The organism is Bradyrhizobium sp. ERR14 (genome assembly GCF_014198235.1).
Classification (GTDB): Bacteria; Pseudomonadota; Alphaproteobacteria; order Rhizobiales; family Xanthobacteraceae; genus Bradyrhizobium.
This window is the reverse complement of the sequence record NZ_JACIHD010000003.1, coordinates 259,237-275,484: the sequence shown is the minus strand read 5'-3', so window position 1 is coordinate 275,484 and position 16,248 is coordinate 259,237. Positions and strand designations below refer to the sequence as shown.

Sequence of the window (16,248 nt, the reverse complement as noted above, 5' to 3'; positions counted from 1 at the left end):
AGGTCCGCCGCGCTTCAATTGCGGAACAAGTTGATGACGCCGCCCTCGCCTTTGACTTCGAAATACATCAGATCGATGTAGATCGCAGCGGCAAGAACCAGCGCTCGCTCATCTTCCGTCAGGCCGGGGTCTAGATATTCCACGAGAAAACTATCGCGGTCCGTAAACAGTTCGGAGGCAAGGCCGGACCATTTTTTCGCGACGCGCGCGTGCTCGTTCGCTCCACGCATGAACGGGAACGTCCACACGCGCCAAAATGGCGAACTGACCTCGAGCACCACTCTCCCCTGCGCATCGATCACATGGAATGTCTTGGTGAGAATCGAAAACTGACGCTCGATCGTTCCGATGAGCCGGCCGTCGCGCGAATGCAGTTCCAGACACTGAAAGAACCAGCGGAAGGGATGAACCCCGCGCATGACCGTCTGTCGGGTGTTGTCGAAAAAATGGATCTCGAAAGAGCGCCAATGTCCAAATACTTGGCGCCCCAAGAAGCCGAGAAGTCCCTTTTGCTGTTCAGCCGCATAGAGCAGATCGCGACCATTTTGATCGCAGATGCGGTACTTATTGCGGGTTTCCAAACCGAAGAGCTCGGCCAATTCGAAGGCCTGCTGCACGAACATTTGGCGCTGGCCAGCTAAAGTCGACAACATTCGTTCGGACCTCTTCCAGTGCCGGCTACGTCATTTTGTCGCGATGGCAGGTGGGGAGGTTCAGGTGGTGGTGTTGCGGTGAAGGTGGTGCGCTCCCTCTCCCGCTTGCGGGGGAGGGCTGGGGTGGGGGTGCTTCCGCAGCGGGATCGTCGAATTTACCGAGAATATCTCCGCGAGGAGAAAGCCCTCACCCGCCGCGCTCTGCGAGCGCGTCGGCCTCTCCCGCAAGCGGGAGTGGCGAAGCAAACCTCAAATATCGATCGTCGCGCTGAGCGAATGTTCCTGGATGAAGTCGCGGCGCGGTTCGACCACGTCGCCCATCAGCTTGGTGAAGATGTCGTCGGCCTCGTCGACCTCCTTGACCTTCACCTGCAGCAGCGAGCGCACGTCGGTGTCCAGCGTCGTCTCCCAGAGCTGCTCCGGGTTCATCTCGCCGAGACCTTTGTAGCGCTGCAGCGAGATGCCCTTGCGGCCGGCCTCGGTCACCGCCTCGAACAGGTCGACCGGGCCATGGACCATGTGCTCGGTATCCTTGCGCCGCAGCTTGCCGGAGCGGGCGTAGACGTCCTGCAGCTTCGTCGTGTACTCGTCGAGCTTGCGGGCTTCGGCCGAGCCCAGGAAGGCATCGTCGATCACAGCGGCTTCCTTGACGCCGCGCACGGTGCGCTCGAACAGGAAGCCCTGGCCTTCCACGTATTGCCCGATCCAGCCGCGCTCGACCTCTTCGGCCTGATTGTCCAGCCGGCTCGCGATGTATTGGGCGGCGGCCGCGGCGTTCTCGGGATTGCCGTAGATCGATTTGTTCAGCACGCCGGTGATGGCGGCCTGCTCGATCACCTTGCGGTTATAGCGGCTGTGCAGGTTGCGCAGGATGCTGCGGACCACGCGGGCGTCCTCGACCAGCGAGCGCAAATCGCGGCCGGTGCGGTCGCCGCCGGTACCGGGAATGTAGACGCAGTCATCCAAGCCGGCGTCGATCAGATAGTCTTCCAGCGCCCGCTCGTCCTTCAGATACTGCTCGGACTTGCCGCGGGAAACCTTATAGAGCGGCGGCTGGGCGATGTAGAGATAGCCGCCGTCGATGATGTCGCGCATCTGCCGGTAGAAGAAGGTCAGCAGCAGCGTGCGGATGTGGGCGCCGTCGACGTCGGCGTCCGTCATCACGATGATCTTGTGATAGCGCAGCTTCTCGACCGAGAATTCGTCGCTGATGCCGGTGCCGAGCGCGGTGATCAGCGTGCCGATCTGCTCCGACGACAGCATCTTGTCGGGGCGGACGCGTTCGACGTTGAGGATCTTGCCGCGCAGCGGCAGCACCGCCTGGAATTCGCGGTTGCGGCCCTGCTTGGCGCTGCCTCCTGCCGAGTCACCCTCGACGATGAAAAGCTCGGATTTGGCCGGATCCTTCTCCTGGCAGTCGGCGAGCTTGCCGGGCAGCGAGGAGACCGAGAGCGGGCTCTTGCGCGTCAGCTCGCGGGCTTTTCGCGCGGCCTCACGCGCGGCGGCGGCCTGGATCACCTTGCCGACGATCATCTTGGCTTCGCTCGGGTGCTCCTCGAACCAGGCCTGGAGCGCCTCGTTGAGGACGTTCTCGACCACGGGACGCACTTCCGAGGACACCAGCTTGTCCTTGGTCTGCGACGAGAACTTTGGATCGGGCACCTTCACCGACAGCACGGCGGTCAGGCCTTCGCGGCAATCGTCGCCGGTCAGCGCGATCTTTTCCTTTTTCGCATTGGCCTCGGCATAGCCGTTGACCTGGCGCGTCAGCGCGCCGCGGAAACCGGCAAGATGGGTGCCGCCGTCGCGCTGCGGGATGTTGTTGGTGAAGCACAGCACATTCTCGTGGTAGCTGTCGTTCCACCACAACGCCGCCTCGACGCCGATGCCGTTGGCTTCCGCGCGCACCATGATCGGCGCCGGCACGATCGCCTTCTTGTTGCGGTCGAGATATTTGACGAATTCCTCGACGCCGCCGGAATAGTGCATCTCCTCGCGCTTCTCGACCGCGTGACGCATGTCGGAGAGGGCGATGTTGACGCCGGAATTGAGAAAGGCGAGCTCGCGCAGCCGATGCTCGAGCGTGGCGAAATCATATTCGATGTTCTTGAAGGTCTCGGTCGAGGCGAGGAACGTCACCTCGGTGCCGCGCTTGCCCGGCGCGTCGCCGACCACCACCAGCGGTGCGACGGCATCGCCATGGGCGAACTCGATGTAGTGCTCCTTGTTGTCGCGCCAGATGCGCAAGCCGAGCTTGCTCGACAGCGCGTTGACGACGGAGACGCCGACGCCGTGCAGGCCGCCGGAGACCTTGTAGGAGTTCTGGTCGAACTTTCCGCCGGCGTGCAGCTGGGTCATGATGACCTCGGCCGCCGAGATGCCTTCGCCCTTGTGGATGTCGACGGGGATGCCGCGGCCGTCGTCGCGCACGGTGACGGAATTGTCGGCATTGAGCACGACGTCGACGCGCGTGGCGTGGCCCGCCAGCGCCTCGTCGATCGCGTTGTCGACGACTTCGTAGACCATGTGGTGCAGGCCCGAGCCGTCGTCGGTGTCGCCGATATACATGCCCGGGCGCTTGCGGACGGCATCGAGACCCTTGAGCACGCGGATCGATTCCGCGCCGTAATCGCTCGCGGTGGAGGGCTCGTTTTCGGCAGCGGGCTGCCGAGCAGGTTCTGTCATGAGAGGCCTTCGAGATGTCGCCCGAATCAGCGGCGCAAAAGGCGCTGATTTGCGAGCTATTTGTGCCACGAAAGAGGGCCTGCGCCTAGCGCAAAGTATCTTCCGTCAACCCTTTGACTAAATGGGGTTTTTAGGCCGGTTTTCAAGGCGTTCGAAGGCCGATTCCGAGGCTGGCCAAAAGCCCAATTCGAGGCCTCTTTTGGGCCCGCTGAGGCGCGGTTTTTGCGGGCGCGCGCAGGGCCTGTTCCGAGGCGGCGCCGTGGTGTTCCGGAAGAAGCCTGGGTTCAGTAGATCTGGTCCGACTTGCTGTCGTCACTCAACCTGAGGGACCAAGCCTCGCCTGCGGCCAAAGTGATGGTGTCGGTGTGCACCATGTGACCCGACACGCGTAGCGCGTAGGAGTACGTGCCGGGCGGCAGATCCAGCACTTGTGGATGGTTGACGCCGCCCGCGATCTCGATGGTCTGGTCGTTGATCGTGAGCGAGGCCACGTCAGGTACGAGATAGCCGAAGATCAGCCGCGCGTGTCCTGCTATCGGCAGGAAATTTGCCTTGGCCACGACCTCCGTATTTCGCTGCACGAGGTCGACCGTGGTCTCGCCCTTGGCGCGGTCGAGCGTCAGCATGCCCGGCCCTTTCGGCGAGGCGAAGACGAGCAGCGCGTGATCGGCGGCGACCATCGCGCCATCAGGCTTCTCCTGCCAGCCGCGCTTTCCGAGTTCCGCGCGATAGAAGGCCAGTACGTCGCTGAGTTCTGCGGGCACATGGGCTTTGAGCTCGAGCCGGAACGGGATTTCGATGCCGGACGCGTGCGCGGTGCTGAAGCTTGCGTGACTGGCTCGCGTCGGCACGGGCATGTCGGCGTGGGAAGCTGCTGCGGTAAGCGGCTCCTGCGAACAAGCTGCAAGAAGAGGGAGGCCGCACATCAATAGCCACCACCGTGCCGGGACCTTCGTCCCGCGCCTTACCGTCGTCATGCCTGCTCTCCAGGAATGCCGCGATCTTCGCGCGATACAGCGGCTGCGACACCGTCGCCGCCGCCTCTCGACGACTAGTCGGCCCACGAACCGGACAGGTTCAACCTGGTCGTTACAGGCGCAAGCGGGGTCAATACATCTGCAACGGCAGTACGTCGCCGCTCGGCCCCACCAGCAGGCCCCAGGCGTCACCGGCAGCGACGGTGAGGGTCTCGGTGTGGGCCGGGCGCCCGGGCATGCGCAGGGCGTACTGGTAGGTGCCCGGCGGCAGGTCGAGCATCGGGCCTTTCGGCGATTGCGGACCGCCGGCGCCGGCCGCGATCTTCACCGTCTGCTTGTTGATGGTCAGCGAGGCTTCCTTCGCCCCGATATTGCCCAGCATTAGCCTGGCCTGGCCAGGCTTCGGCATGATGTCGGCCTTCACAGCGGCATCCGGATTCTTCTGCGCCAGGCTGACCGTGGTCTCGCCCTTGGCGCGGCCGAGCTTGAGCACGGCCGGGCCTTGCGGCGAGGTGAAGTCGATCTGTGCGCGTTCGGCGGACACAGTGGCGCCGTCGGCCTTTTCCTGCCAGCCGAGCTTGGAAAGCTCGGCCCGGTAGAAGGCCAGGACATCGCCGAGCGGGGCCGGGATGCTGGCTGCCAGCTCGCGGCGGAACGGCATCTCGCTACCCGGCATTTTTGTGGTGGCGAGCGAGGTCGAGGACCGCTGTGTCGGCACGGGGAGCTGGGATTCAGGGTCGGGCTTGAGCGGCTCGGAGGATTTGGCCTGCACGTCCGCGGTGGCCGCCGGTTTCGCGGCGGCCATCACCAGCCCCGATCCGTCGGCGCGGACATTTACCTTCGGGCCCATCTGCATCACGGTCATCGAGATCGACTTGCCGCCCTTGGCGAATTCCATCACCGCCATGTTGGGCCGGTTGATGACGGAGGGCTGCTCCTTCCAGCCGGCGGGCTTGAGCGATGCGCGATAGAACGCGGTGAGCGCCTTGACGCTCGAGGCGGAAGAGAATTCGAGATGGCCGTCGTCGCCCTCGAATTTCACGCCTTCGGCGTTTTCGGGCAGTGGCACCGGCGTGTTGCTGCCCGCGAGCGCAGTGAGCGGCGCATCCGACAGGGAGGCGGCCTGTGTCTTGCGCCTGGCCTCGTCGGCGGCAATGAGCTGCTGAGCCGCCCCCAAGGCATCGCCGAGAAATCTCTCGTCGGCCTCCTTCTTCGCCTTGGCCCGGGCCGCAAGTGCGGAGTCCTTCACCTGCGCGGTCAGGCTGATCATGGTGAAATCATATTTGCGGCCGAGCCGCAGCACGCCTGTCTCTTCCGCCGATGAGATCCTCATCGCGATCTCGTCGCCGGGCGTGAGCGGCGCGTTTCCATCTTCCCGCCAGCCACGCGCGGTGAGCTCGCGATGATAGAAGGCGAGCACGGCGGGCAGCTCGGCCATCGCGGCGGCCGAGATCTCGCGCTTGTTGGAGCTCGCGCCGCCGAGGCCTCTCGCCGATTTGGTCGGCTTCGGCCGCGGCAAGCCCGCCATGTCATCGTCGGCCTCGAGCTCTTGGGGCAGCGCGAACGGCGCCACCCGGATGTCGACATTGGTGCGGCCGTCGTCGCGTCGTGTCAGGGTCAGCATCACCGGCTTCTGATAGATGTGCGTCGCGTCGCGATCGGGGTGGTCGTAAAAGACGCGCACGCCGTTCGGGACGGTCCCGTCAAGATCGGCGTTCGGCCAGCGCGAGGACGTTTCAGGCGTGAGCTTGCGCCATCCCATGGCCGCCATGTCCTTGGCAAAGAACTCGGAGGTCGCCTCGAACGCACCGGGCGCGATGCAGCCGAGATAGGGTCGGGTCTCGTCGAACACGAGATCGGTTGCGCCGTCCGGGAACGGCACGTTCGCATAGATCCGGTTCGGCGTGTAGAACACGGCGGATTGGTCGGAGCGCCCGCGCGCCTGTGTGAAGGAGACGCGCAGCCCCTGCTGTCCTTTCTTGAAGGTCAGCGCGGCACTCTTCTCGTCCAGCGGATACACATAGGGCACCCAGCCGTCGGCGCTCAGCAGCTTCTTCGTGGCGTCGGACGTGGCGGCAAGGGCGGTCGGGACGGTGTAGATGACGCGATAGGTGTCGGGGCGCGAAGTATCCTCCACCGCGCCGTCCAGCCGCGGCAGCGTATGGACGTCGACGAAGCTGTCGTCTGCCGCGTCCGCGGGATACGACGTGCTCGCCATCGCGAGAATGCCGCAGGCAAGCAGCAGCCATCTTGCCGGGACTTGCGCCCCAAGCGGGATCATCCGCATCGTCAAACTCCTGGGTGTTGCGCGGGCCGTCGCCCAGCGCATGGGCAGGCTGCGACACCTCGGCGCGCGGCCTCAGACGAGAAGTCGCGACGGGAACCGGAGAGGTTCAACGGACGGCGTACGAGCGGCGTCATGGGCCTGATCAGGCAGGCATGGCTCAATACAGCTGGAGCGGCGGCCAGGCGTCTCCGTCGCGCCCGATCGTGAGCTCCCAGGCATCGCCGGCGGCAAGGGTGAGGACGTTCGTGGTGGCTGAATGGTCCGGCCCGCTCAGCTCGTAGGAATACTTGCCGGGCGCCAGGTCCAGCGATACCGCATTGGCGCCGGCGGCGCGCTTGACGGTTCGTGCGTTGATCGTGAGCGCCGCGTCCCTCCCGCTGATGTTGCTGAACACCAGTTTCGCCTGGCCGGGTTCGGGCATGATATTGGCCCGGGTCGCCGCATCGGCGTTCTTCTGCACGAGATGGATCGAGGTGCTGCTGTCCTTACGGGCGAGCTGCAGCGCGGCCGGCCCCAGCGGGGAGGCGAAGGCGAGCTGGGCGTGATCGGTTGCGATCACCGCGCCATCGGTCTGTTCCTGCCAGCCAAGCTTTCCAAGCTCCGTGCGATAGAAGCTGAGGACGTCGCCGAGCTCTGCGGGCACGGTGGTCTCGAGCCTGGTGCGGAGCGGGGCTTCGACGCCGGGCATCACGGTGGTGTGGGTGCCTCGATAGAGGTAGCGGGTCGGCGCGGGCAGCCGCGCATCGGGATCCGGCGTGAGCGCCACTGAGAACAGTGGCGACAAATTCGATACCCAGGCGCCGGCGCTTGCCGCGAGCAGGCAGCTCGCGAACAGAGCGAGGCCGCACGCAAGAAGTTGCCATCGCGCTGGAGCTGTCGCCCCATGCCTTACCGTCGTCATGCCTATGCTCCAAGCATCGCGCGTGTGTGAAATACTGCGCGATTGCACAACGGCGACACCGTCGGCGCCGCTTCAGACAGCTAGTCGCTGATGGAACAGGGCGGGTTCAACCCGGAAGCCTAGCGTCGAGACGAGACCTGTCCGCTCTCGACGTCGAAGACTTCGCCTCCAGCGCCGATCTCGGTGAAGGCCGCCGGGTCCGCGCCGGTCAGCCACACTTGCGCGCCGAGCTTGCGCAGCTCGTCGAACAGCGCGGCGCGCCTGCTAGGATCGAGATGGGCGACGACCTCGTCGAGCAGCAGCAGCGGCACGATGCCGGTCATCTCGGCGACCAGGCTCGCATGCGCCAGCACGAGACCGATCAGCAGCGCCTTCTGCTCGCCTGTGGACGCATCACGCGCGGGCATGCTCTTCGGCGCATAGATCACCTGGAGATCGGTGAGATGCGGACCGTCGGTGGTGCGGCCGGCGATGGCATCGCGCGGCCGGTTGTCGCGCAGGATCTGGCGGTAGCGATCCTCGACCGACGTCGCCGTCTCAGTCAGCAGCGCGTTCTCCATCCAGCCGTCGAGCGCGATCTGCGCCGAGGGAAAGGCGGAGGCCTGCGCGCGCGCATTGAGCATGCCGGTGAGCCTTGCTGCGGTCTGGCCGCGCGTCGCTGCGACCGCGACGGCAAGCTCCGCGGTCTCGCGCTCGATGGCGTCGCACCAATGGTCGTCGTAATTGCGGGTTTCGAGCAGGCGGTTGCGCGAGCGCAGCGAGCGCTCCAGCGCGTTGATGCGGCTCGAATGCTCATTGTCGATCGCCAGCACCAGGCGGTCGAAGAAACGCCGCCGCTCCGAGCCCGCGCCCATGAACAGCCCGTCCATCGCCGGCGTCAGCCACACCATGCGGATATGGTCGCCGAAGGCCGTCGCGGACCCCACCGGCTCGCGGTCGATGCGGCAGCGCCGGCTCACCGCGCTGTCAGGCCGCGGCGCATCGATGCCGGTGCCGAGCGTGGCCAGCCCCAGCGCGCCCTCGACTTGCGCCGAGACGGCCCAGGACCCGTCGCCCTGGTTGTCGGCGACGTCTTCCAGCGTCGCCCGCCGCAAGCCGCGTCCGGGCGACAGAAACGAGATCGCCTCGATGCAATTGGTCTTGCCCGCCCCGTTCGGCCCGACCAGCGCCACCATGTCAGCCGTCGTCTCGAGCCCCGCCGCCCGATAATTGCGAAAATGCGTCAGCGTCAGGCGATGAATGCGGGAGGGGGTCATCAGTTATTCGATCTGGCGCGATTCTTCCCCTCTCCCCTTGTGGGAGAGGGTGGCGCCTCACGCAGTGAGGCGACGGGTGAGGGGTATCTTACCGCCCGGCAAGCTTTGCAAGGATATCCTCTAATACAGAAGCGGGCTGCTGTAGCACGTCGTTGTTCCAGTAGCGCAATGTCCAAACCCTTCGGCAGCAAGCGTCGCCTCTCGCGTCGCGTCACGTTGTGATTCTACGTGCTGGCTACCGTCGATCTCGATCACAAGGCGCTTTTCGAAACAGACAAAATCGAGAATGTAGTTTTTGAATGGTACCTGTCGGCGAAACTTGAAAGTGGAGACCCGACGATCCCTCAGCAAGCGCCACATTGCGGTTTCAGCATCGGTTGGTTCGTGCCGCATGTTCTTCGCGAATTGGCGGAGACGCTTGGCGACTGGCCGATGGGATGGCTCCTGCGGCACGAACCCCTCACCCGACTGAGTGTGTATCCGCCACCGGAGCTGCCCTCTCCCACAAGGGGAGAGGGCACAACAACGTGCGTCGCGCTTGTGGCGACAGGATAGGCTGTAGCTTCACCCTCTTCCCTCGTGGGAGAGGGTGGCTTCGCGCACCGAAGCCGGGTGAGGGGTTGTCTCCGCGTACAAGGTATCGCGAGAGGGGGAGCACGTCCCTCACACCCGCATCGGCATCAGCACATACAGCGCGCTCTTGTCGTCGCGGTCTTGGACCAGGGTCGGGGAGCCGGGATCGGCGAGCCTGAGTGTTGCGACGTCGCCTTCGATCTGGGCAGCGATGTCGAGCAAATAGCGCGAGTTGAAGCCGATATCGAGGGCGTCGGAGGCGTATTCGACTTCGAGCTCTTCGGTGGCGCTGCCGGAATCCGGATTGGTCACCGACAGCACCAGCTTGCCCGGTGACAGCGACAACTTCACCGCCCGGCCGCGCTCGCTCGAGATCGTCGAGACGCGGTCAACCGCGTTCTCGAAATCCTTCTTGTCGACGACGAGCTCCTTGTCGTTGCCCTGCGGGATGACGCGGCCGTAGTCGGGGAAGGTGCCGTCGATCAGTTTCGAGGTCAGCACGACATTCCCGATCGTAAAGCGGATTTTTGCCTGCGATAGCTCGATCGTCATCTCGGCGTCGGTGTCCTCGATCAGGCGCTGCACCTCGCCGACTGTCTTGCGCGGCACGATCACGCCGGGCATGCCCTCGGCGCCCTTGGGCTGCACCAAATCGAGCTGGGCGAGGCGGTGACCGTCGGTGGCGACGCCGCGTAAGGTCGCGGCCTTGGGCGTGCCGGCGGCGTGCAGGTAGATGCCGTTGAGATAATACCGGGTCTCCTCGGTGGAGATCGCGAACTGGGTGCGGTCGATCAGCCGCTTGACGTCCTTGGCGGCGAGCGAGAACGAGTGCGACATGTCGCCGGCGGCCAGATCCGGGAAATCATTCTCCGGCAGGGTCTGCAGCGTGAAGCGCGAGCGACCGGCGCGGATCGCCAGCACGGCGCGGTCGCCGTCGGCCTCCAGCACGATCTGCGAGCCGTCCGGCAGCTTGCGCACGATGTCGTAGAACATGTGCGCCGGCACGGTGGTGGAGCCCGCGGTCGCGGTTTCCGCCGGCAGCGTCTCCGTCACCTCGAGGTCGAGGTCGGTCGCCTTCAGCGACAATTTGGCGTTCTCGGCCCGGACCAGCACGTTGCCGAGGATCGGAATCGTGTTGCGGCGCTCGACCACGCGGTGGACGTGGCCCAGTGACTTCAGGAGTTGCGCGCGTTCGACCGTAACCTTCATTGCACTACTCGCCCGATCCCCAAATGAAGAAGCCGGGCGGTCGAAAAGCCCCGCCGCGGCACCGATGACCCCGGCAGGTCAGGGCCATCCAACCGATATGACCAAAGCCGCCAGGGTCGCGCAAGGTGGCTCGGATGGCCCCCGGATTCAAGGGATCGGGGGCCAGTTCCGCACGATTCCCACGATTTACCGCCCAAACGAAAGCCGCCGCCCAGGCATGGCCGGGGCGGCGGGAGAATGGCAGGAGGGCCTTAGGCGTTTATTCCTGAAGCTGGCGCTTCAGCGACTCCACTTCCTCTGACAGTGCTGTGTCCTTGGAGACCAGGGACTCGATCTTGCGCACGGCGTGCAGCACCGTGGTGTGGTCGCGCCCGCCGAAGCGGCGGCCGATCTCGGGGAGCGAGCGCAGGGTCAGCGTCTTGGCGAGATACATCGCCACCTGGCGCGGGCGCACCACATTGGCGGTGCGGCGGGAGGAGAGCAGGTCGGAGCGGCTGACATTATACTGCCGCGCCACCACGCGCTGGATGTCCTCGATCTTGATCCGCTTCGGCTCCTGCGGCCGGACCAGGTCGCGCACCTCGTGCTCGGCCATCTCCAGCGTCACCGGCCGGTTGTTGAGCTTCGAGTGCGCCAGCAGGCGGTTGATCGCGCCTTCGAGGTCGCGGCCGTTGTGGGTGATGGTGCGCGCCAGATAATGCAGCACCTCCTCCGGCACCTCGAAGGTCGCATGATGGGCGCGGGCCGCGGCGACGCGCGACTTGAGGATGCCGTGGCGCAGCTCTTCGCCGAGCGAGCCCATCTCGACCACGAGGCCGCCGGCGAGCCGCGAGCGGACGCGGTCGTCGAGGCTTTCAAGATCGGACGGCGGCCGGTCGGCCGCGATCACGACCTGGCGGCCGGCGTCGATCAGCGCGTTCAGCGTGTGACAGAACTCGGCCTGGGTCGACTTGCCCTGCAGGAACTGCAGATCGTCGATCACCAGCACGTCGATGCCGCGCAGCGCTTCCTTGAAGGCCAGCGCCGTCTGCGTCTTCAACGCGGCGACGAAGCCGTACATGAATTTCTCTGCGGTGAGATACAGCACCTTGCGCTCGTTGCCGGAATTGCCGGCCCAGGTCACCGCCTGGAGCAGGTGCGTCTTGCCGAGGCCGACGCCGGCATGGATGTAGAGCGGGTTGAACATCACGGGGTCGCCGCGGCGACCTTCGGCGACCTGGCGCGCGGCCGCATGCGCCAGCGTGTTGGAGCGGCCGACGACGAAGCTCGCGAAGGTCAGGCGCGGATCGAGCGGCGAGCCGCCGAGCGCATCATGATTGGCCGACACCGGCGCGGTCGCGGTCGAGCGCAGCTCCGGCGTGGGCGTGCGTCGCGTCTCGACCGGGGCGGGGGCTTCCTTCGGCTGTATCACCGGGCGCACGGCCGAACGCACCGTGAGGTCGATGCGATGCACTTCCGGCATCTCGGCCTGCCAGCACGACAGCACGCGCTCGGCATAATGAGCCTGAATCCAGCTCTTCAGGAACCGGGTCGGCACCGAGAGCCGCACGCTCTCCTCCTGCACGCCTTCCAGATCCATGCGCGCAAACCAACTCGTGTAAACGTCTTCGCCAACGCTCGAGCGCAGCCGACCCTTCACGCGTGACCAGCGATCCTGTTCCATTGTCATCGTCAGAAAACTTCTCTTGAGAGATAAGGTTGCGTGGTGAGCGCCAAGCAGGGTTTCCTGTCATGGCACGACCTCAAGCGAGTCCATCGTCAGGCATAGCTCGACCGTTCGGCGCAAACGCCGCAGGTCAGATCAGCGATGTCGGAGATGGAGAGTTCGCGAGGTCAGCGCGTACTCGACGCGCTCTCGCATGTGGGAGGCTGAACGCAGGACGGATCGGAGACGGCATCGTTGAACGATGGAACTTGAGTCAATACCGCGTTGAATCCGTAGGACATGATACCTCCCCGTCCTGCCGTGATCGCTCACGACAAGGTCCTGCTTCTGAAGACACCCGCGACGAAAATCGCTGATGACCTGCCCGTCTGCACTGCTCGTCCGCTCGGCTTCGCCTTCGCTCGTGTCGGGGTAACTTTGCGATGTCCGTGCGCCTCGCGAGATCGGGATACGCAAGATCCCGCTTGGAGACATTCAGACAAAGAGATACCATTCCCATATTGCTATGGGTTTTTGATCCGACATTCGCTTTTTGAAGCGTCGCCTACGTGCCCACCGCCGCCGATTTGCACGCTCGCCCCGTTTCCTAAACCGCGCTGGTCTGAAGATCGTGGGCGCCGCTGACGACTTAAGGAATACACTATGCGGAAAGACTCGCAACGAAATTGATTCACACTTGAGGCGTCAAAAAACTTGACCTCGGTTAACGCCGCGCGGGAGTTGTTCACAGGCTCGGAAGCAAGTTTTTGGATTCGTGCACAGAATCGAGAATGCCGGGCATCATGTGACAATTCTCCGTCACTGCTAAAAAAATTTTTACAAATTCGTCACGCGCCGGACGTGTCGGCGAATTTTCCAAATGCTTGCGGTCGCTATGTCGATAAGTGATTAGCGAGACATCGCTTTTTGAGTCTCGTTTCACAGGGTAACTCCAAGCCGTGCGCGTTCCGGTGAATCTACGGTGTGCAGAACTTCTTGCGTGCGCGAATTCATCTTAGCCCCGCAGCACAGGGGTTTTTGCAACGCGGTGAAAGTTTCCACTGTTGCAAGTTACCGGCAGGTAGAACTACGGAACGAAGAATAGCACAGGCGGTGCAAACCTTCCGATCGAAGATCGACTGTAGCGTGACCGGTTGCGTGAATATGACGGGCAACAAAAAAGCCCGGCGCGATGCCGGGCTGTTTGACGCATGCGATGTTCGATCGGATCGGCCGACCGATTGGTTCGCCGTTACCTGGCTCGTTACTTGGCGAGCTTGGCGATCTGCGCGGTGAGGCGCGAGACTTTGCGGCTGGCGTTGTTCTTGTGAATGATGTTGCGCTGGGCGGCGCGCATCAAGGCGGGCTCGGCATTCGCCAGCGCCTTCACGGCAGCGGCGCGGTCGCCGGTCGCGATGGCTTCTTCGACGTTACGCACGGCACCGCGCATCTGGGTGCGGCGCGACTTGTTGACGGCGGTGCGGCGGGCGATCTTGCGCGTCGCTTTCTTGGCGGAAGTGGTATTGGCCATGGTCTCAATATCCTTTGCGGGTACCGGTCGCGTCTTGGTCGGGTAGCGCCGGCTTGCTTGACCGCGGAATCGACGCTCGGATTTAGGGTGTTCGGTTGCTGGGCTGTCCCCGGAACATGAGGCCGCAAAGAGCTCTAAGCTCAAGGAGCCTGCAACTGCTCAAAGAACAGCGGCGGCAGGATTGCGCCCGCCGCCAGTTGGCGCCCTTATAGAGAGGGTCTTCGGCACCGTCAACGCTTTCCAGGCTGGAAAAGCGGCCTCCGGGGCCGTCCAGGGGCGTCGTAACGCCCTGAAGAGGTTGAATTTCTGCCGTCTCCCGGCTATTGGCTGGCGGCGTTTTGTCGGCTCCTCCGATCGGACGACCATATAAGGTGAGGCATGATCCGCGGTTTTTTCCGACTGATTGGGCTGTTGCTGCTCGCTGGCGGGTTCATCTTCATGGTCTATGACGGCGCCCGCTGGGTGGCCGACCAGACCCTCAGATTCACCCGGTTCGGCCAGTTCTGGAACGACATCAATCAGGCCAGCCAAGCGGCATTCCGCACCTGGGTCGAGGCCAAGGCGCCCTGGCTTTGGACCTCGGTGATCCGCCTGCTGCTGGATCAGCCGGTGTTCGCCGTCCTCGGCATTCTCGGCATCCTGCTGATGATCCTGTTCCGGCCGCGGAAACCGCTGATCGGTTATTCCCGGGATTGATCTTCAATCCCCCGGGATTGATCCTCAATTCCCGCCGGGATTGAGCGCTCGCCAGCCGCGCGGCGTAACAAGGCTGCCCACGCCAGCGTAGATCCCTATATTCCCACCTGATCGCGAGCACGCCGCCTGAACATCTGGCTCGGGCGACGGACGGCTCGTCTGCGGAGATCCAATCATGCTGTTCATGCGCAAGACCACCGCGTTGCCGAGCGCAGCCGAGGCGCTGCCCGGCCGTGCGCAAGCCATTCCGACCGCGACCTTCCATTTCGTCAACGGCAGCAAGCTCAAGCCGCCTTATCCCGCCGACCTCGAGCAGGCCGTGTTCGGGCTCGGCTGCTTCTGGGGCGCCGAGCGCAAGTTCTGGCAGCTCGGCGATGGCATCTACACCACCGCCGTCGGCTATGCCGGCGGCCACACGCCGAACCCGACATATGAAGAGACCTGCTCGGGACGCACCGGTCACACCGAAGTGGTGCTGGTCGTGTTCGATCCGAACAGGATTTCTTACGAGACGCTGCTGAAGACGTTCTGGGAGAGCCACAACCCGACGCAGGGCATGCGTCAGGGCAACGATGTCGGCACGCAATATCGTAGCGCGATCTATACCTATTCCGATGCGCAGAAGAAGGCGGCCGATGAGTCGAAGGCGCTCTATCAGAAGGCGCTCGCCGCCAAGGGCCTCGGTGCCATCACCACCGAGATCGCGCCATCAGGCGAATTCTATTTCGCCGAGGACTATCATCAGCAATATCTGGCGAAGAATCCCGCCGGCTATTGCGGCTTAGGGGGCACCGGCGTGTCCTGCCCGATCGGCGTCGGTGTGAGCGCGTAAGCGAGACGGCGTATCTTGCTTACCCTCCCCTGGAGGGGGAGGGTCGCTACGCATGCAGCGCAGCGGAATGCGTAGCGGGATGGGGTGACAGTCTCTCCACATACAACAGCGCGCCAGTGGAGAGATCACCCCACCCCGCTCGCGCTGCGCGCGATCGACCCTCCCCCTCCAGGGGAGGGTGAGACAGCCGCCCGCTCAACGCTTTATTAACCATAACCGGTGCATCACTTAAGCCGTCTCGTTTCGAGGGATTGGTCCGGTGCCGGTTGCACGCGCGTTTCGATGGTCGATCTTGGCAGCGTCCCTGGCAGCGTCCGCCGCGCTGACCCTTGGCGGCTGCATGCAGACCGCCGGCCCCGTCGCGGTGATGCAGCCCCGCGCCGATCTCGATTCCATGGCCTATGGCCAGCCCTACAATGCGCCGCAACCGGTTGTCGTCGCCGACGGCGGCGGCGCCATCGGCGCGCTGCGCAATTCCTTTGCCTCTTCGCCCGCAGCCATGCCGGTCGGTTACGCCGCGCCGATGGCGCCGGTGCGCTACGACGCCTCCTACCATCTCGACGCCGGCGACAAGCTCCGCGTCGTGGTCTACGGCCAGGAAGGTCTCACCAACAGCTACGCCATCGATGCGGGCGGCTCCATCACCATGCCGCTGATCGGCGCGGTGCCGGCCCGCGGCCGCACCACGGCGGGCCTTGCCGGCGAGATCGCCGCGCGCTTGCGCAATGGTTACATCCGCGAGCCCTCGGTCGCGGTCGAGATCGAGGCCTATCGCCCGTTCTTCATTCTCGGCGAAGTCACCGCGCCCGGCCAATATCCGTACGTGCCGAACATGACGGTCGAGAGCGCGGTCGCGATCGCCGGCGGCTTCTCGCCCCGCGCCAAACGCGACGTGGTCACCATCACGCACACCGAGAACGGCGGCTCCATGCGCGCCGTGGTGCCGCTCGGCACCCCCTTGAATCCCGGCGACACCGTGTTCGTCGGCGAGCGCTGGTTCTAG

General features: G+C 64.4%; 12 protein-coding genes and 1 pseudogene. 3 read left to right on the top strand and 10 right to left on the bottom strand.

Features of this window, described 5'->3' with window-relative positions:
- Positions 1-14: 14 nt before the first annotated feature.
- From GGD62_RS11085 to rpsT, 10 genes and pseudogenes are all read right to left on the bottom strand, one after another.
- A complete protein-coding gene (locus tag GGD62_RS11085; protein ID WP_179732663.1) occupies positions 15-653 on the bottom strand; it encodes a phospholipid scramblase-related protein in 639 nt (212 codons plus the stop codon).
- Between the two features lie 249 nt (positions 654-902).
- Positions 903-3,338 carry a DNA topoisomerase (ATP-hydrolyzing) subunit B gene (gene gyrB / locus GGD62_RS11080; protein ID WP_018319458.1) on the bottom strand — a complete coding sequence of 812 codons (2,436 nt, stop codon included), beginning with the start codon at positions 3,336-3,338 and terminating at the stop codon, positions 903-905.
- 284 nt (positions 3,339-3,622) lie between these two features.
- On the bottom strand, positions 3,623-4,195 hold the full coding sequence (locus GGD62_RS11075) for a hypothetical protein (RefSeq protein ID WP_092251524.1): 573 nt from the start codon (positions 4,193-4,195) through the stop codon (positions 3,623-3,625).
- Positions 4,196-4,445: 250 nt separating this feature from the next.
- On the bottom strand, positions 4,446-6,602 hold the full coding sequence (locus GGD62_RS11070) for a hypothetical protein (RefSeq protein ID WP_183708468.1): 2,157 nt from the start codon (positions 6,600-6,602) through the stop codon (positions 4,446-4,448).
- Positions 6,603-6,759: 157 nt separating this feature from the next.
- Positions 6,760-7,503 (bottom strand): hypothetical protein, encoded by a 744-nt coding sequence (locus GGD62_RS11065; protein WP_018319461.1) that lies wholly within the window; start codon positions 7,501-7,503, stop codon positions 6,760-6,762.
- Between the two features lie 119 nt (positions 7,504-7,622).
- Positions 7,623-8,759 carry a DNA replication/repair protein RecF gene (gene recF / locus GGD62_RS11060; RefSeq protein ID WP_183235842.1) on the bottom strand — a complete coding sequence of 379 codons (1,137 nt, stop codon included), beginning with the start codon at positions 8,757-8,759 and terminating at the stop codon, positions 7,623-7,625.
- Positions 8,760-8,847: 88 nt separating this feature from the next.
- Positions 8,848-9,212: pseudogene (locus GGD62_RS11055) on the bottom strand (endonuclease domain-containing protein).
- Positions 9,213-9,422: 210 nt separating this feature from the next.
- Complete coding sequence (gene dnaN, locus GGD62_RS11050; RefSeq protein ID WP_018319464.1) at positions 9,423-10,541, bottom strand: DNA polymerase III subunit beta; 1,119 nt, start codon at positions 10,539-10,541, stop codon at positions 9,423-9,425.
- A gap of 259 nt (positions 10,542-10,800) precedes the next feature.
- Positions 10,801-12,204, bottom strand: a complete 1,404-nt coding sequence (gene dnaA / locus GGD62_RS11045) for a chromosomal replication initiator protein DnaA (protein ID WP_018319465.1) — start codon at positions 12,202-12,204, stop codon at positions 10,801-10,803.
- A gap of 1,246 nt (positions 12,205-13,450) precedes the next feature.
- Complete coding sequence (rpsT, locus tag GGD62_RS11040; protein WP_018319466.1) at positions 13,451-13,717, bottom strand: 30S ribosomal protein S20; 267 nt, start codon at positions 13,715-13,717, stop codon at positions 13,451-13,453.
- Positions 13,718-14,095: 378 nt separating this feature from the next.
- Here rpsT and GGD62_RS11035 point away from each other — a divergent pair, with 378 nt between their 5' ends.
- The 3 genes from GGD62_RS11035 to GGD62_RS11025 all read left to right on the top strand — a co-directional run bounded on the left by GGD62_RS11035 (position 14,096) and on the right by GGD62_RS11025 (position 16,248).
- Positions 14,096-14,413: a hypothetical protein gene (locus GGD62_RS11035; RefSeq protein WP_018319467.1), complete on the top strand. Its 318-nt coding sequence runs from the start codon at positions 14,096-14,098 to the stop codon at positions 14,411-14,413.
- Between the two features lie 175 nt (positions 14,414-14,588).
- Entirely contained in the window at positions 14,589-15,245 is a 657-nt protein-coding gene (gene msrA, locus GGD62_RS11030; RefSeq protein ID WP_183708466.1) for a peptide-methionine (S)-S-oxide reductase MsrA, read from the top strand.
- A 259-nt stretch (positions 15,246-15,504) separates the two neighbouring features.
- On the top strand, positions 15,505-16,248 hold the full coding sequence (locus GGD62_RS11025) for a polysaccharide biosynthesis/export family protein (protein ID WP_183708464.1): 744 nt from the start codon (positions 15,505-15,507) through the stop codon (positions 16,246-16,248).

Coding starts and splice junctions, on each gene's coding strand:
- dnaA (WP_018319465.1), bottom strand. CDS start 12,204: ATGGAACAGGATCGCTGGTCACGCGTGAAGGGTCGGCTGCGCTCGAGC.
- GGD62_RS11075 (WP_092251524.1), bottom strand. CDS start 4,195: ATGCCCGTGCCGACGCGAGCCAGTCACGCAAGCTTCAGCACCGCGCAC.
- GGD62_RS11035 (WP_018319467.1), top strand. CDS start 14,096: ATGATCCGCGGTTTTTTCCGACTGATTGGGCTGTTGCTGCTCGCTGGC.
- GGD62_RS11085 (WP_179732663.1), bottom strand. CDS start 653: ATGTTGTCGACTTTAGCTGGCCAGCGCCAAATGTTCGTGCAGCAGGCC.
- gyrB (WP_018319458.1), bottom strand. CDS start 3,338: ATGACAGAACCTGCTCGGCAGCCCGCTGCCGAAAACGAGCCCTCCACC.
- rpsT (WP_018319466.1), bottom strand. CDS start 13,717: ATGGCCAATACCACTTCCGCCAAGAAAGCGACGCGCAAGATCGCCCGC.
- recF (WP_183235842.1), bottom strand. CDS start 8,759: ATGACCCCCTCCCGCATTCATCGCCTGACGCTGACGCATTTTCGCAAT.
- msrA (WP_183708466.1), top strand. CDS start 14,589: ATGCTGTTCATGCGCAAGACCACCGCGTTGCCGAGCGCAGCCGAGGCG.
- GGD62_RS11065 (WP_018319461.1), bottom strand. CDS start 7,503: ATGACGACGGTAAGGCATGGGGCGACAGCTCCAGCGCGATGGCAACTT.
- dnaN (WP_018319464.1), bottom strand. CDS start 10,541: ATGAAGGTTACGGTCGAACGCGCGCAACTCCTGAAGTCACTGGGCCAC.
- GGD62_RS11070 (WP_183708468.1), bottom strand. CDS start 6,602: ATGCGGATGATCCCGCTTGGGGCGCAAGTCCCGGCAAGATGGCTGCTG.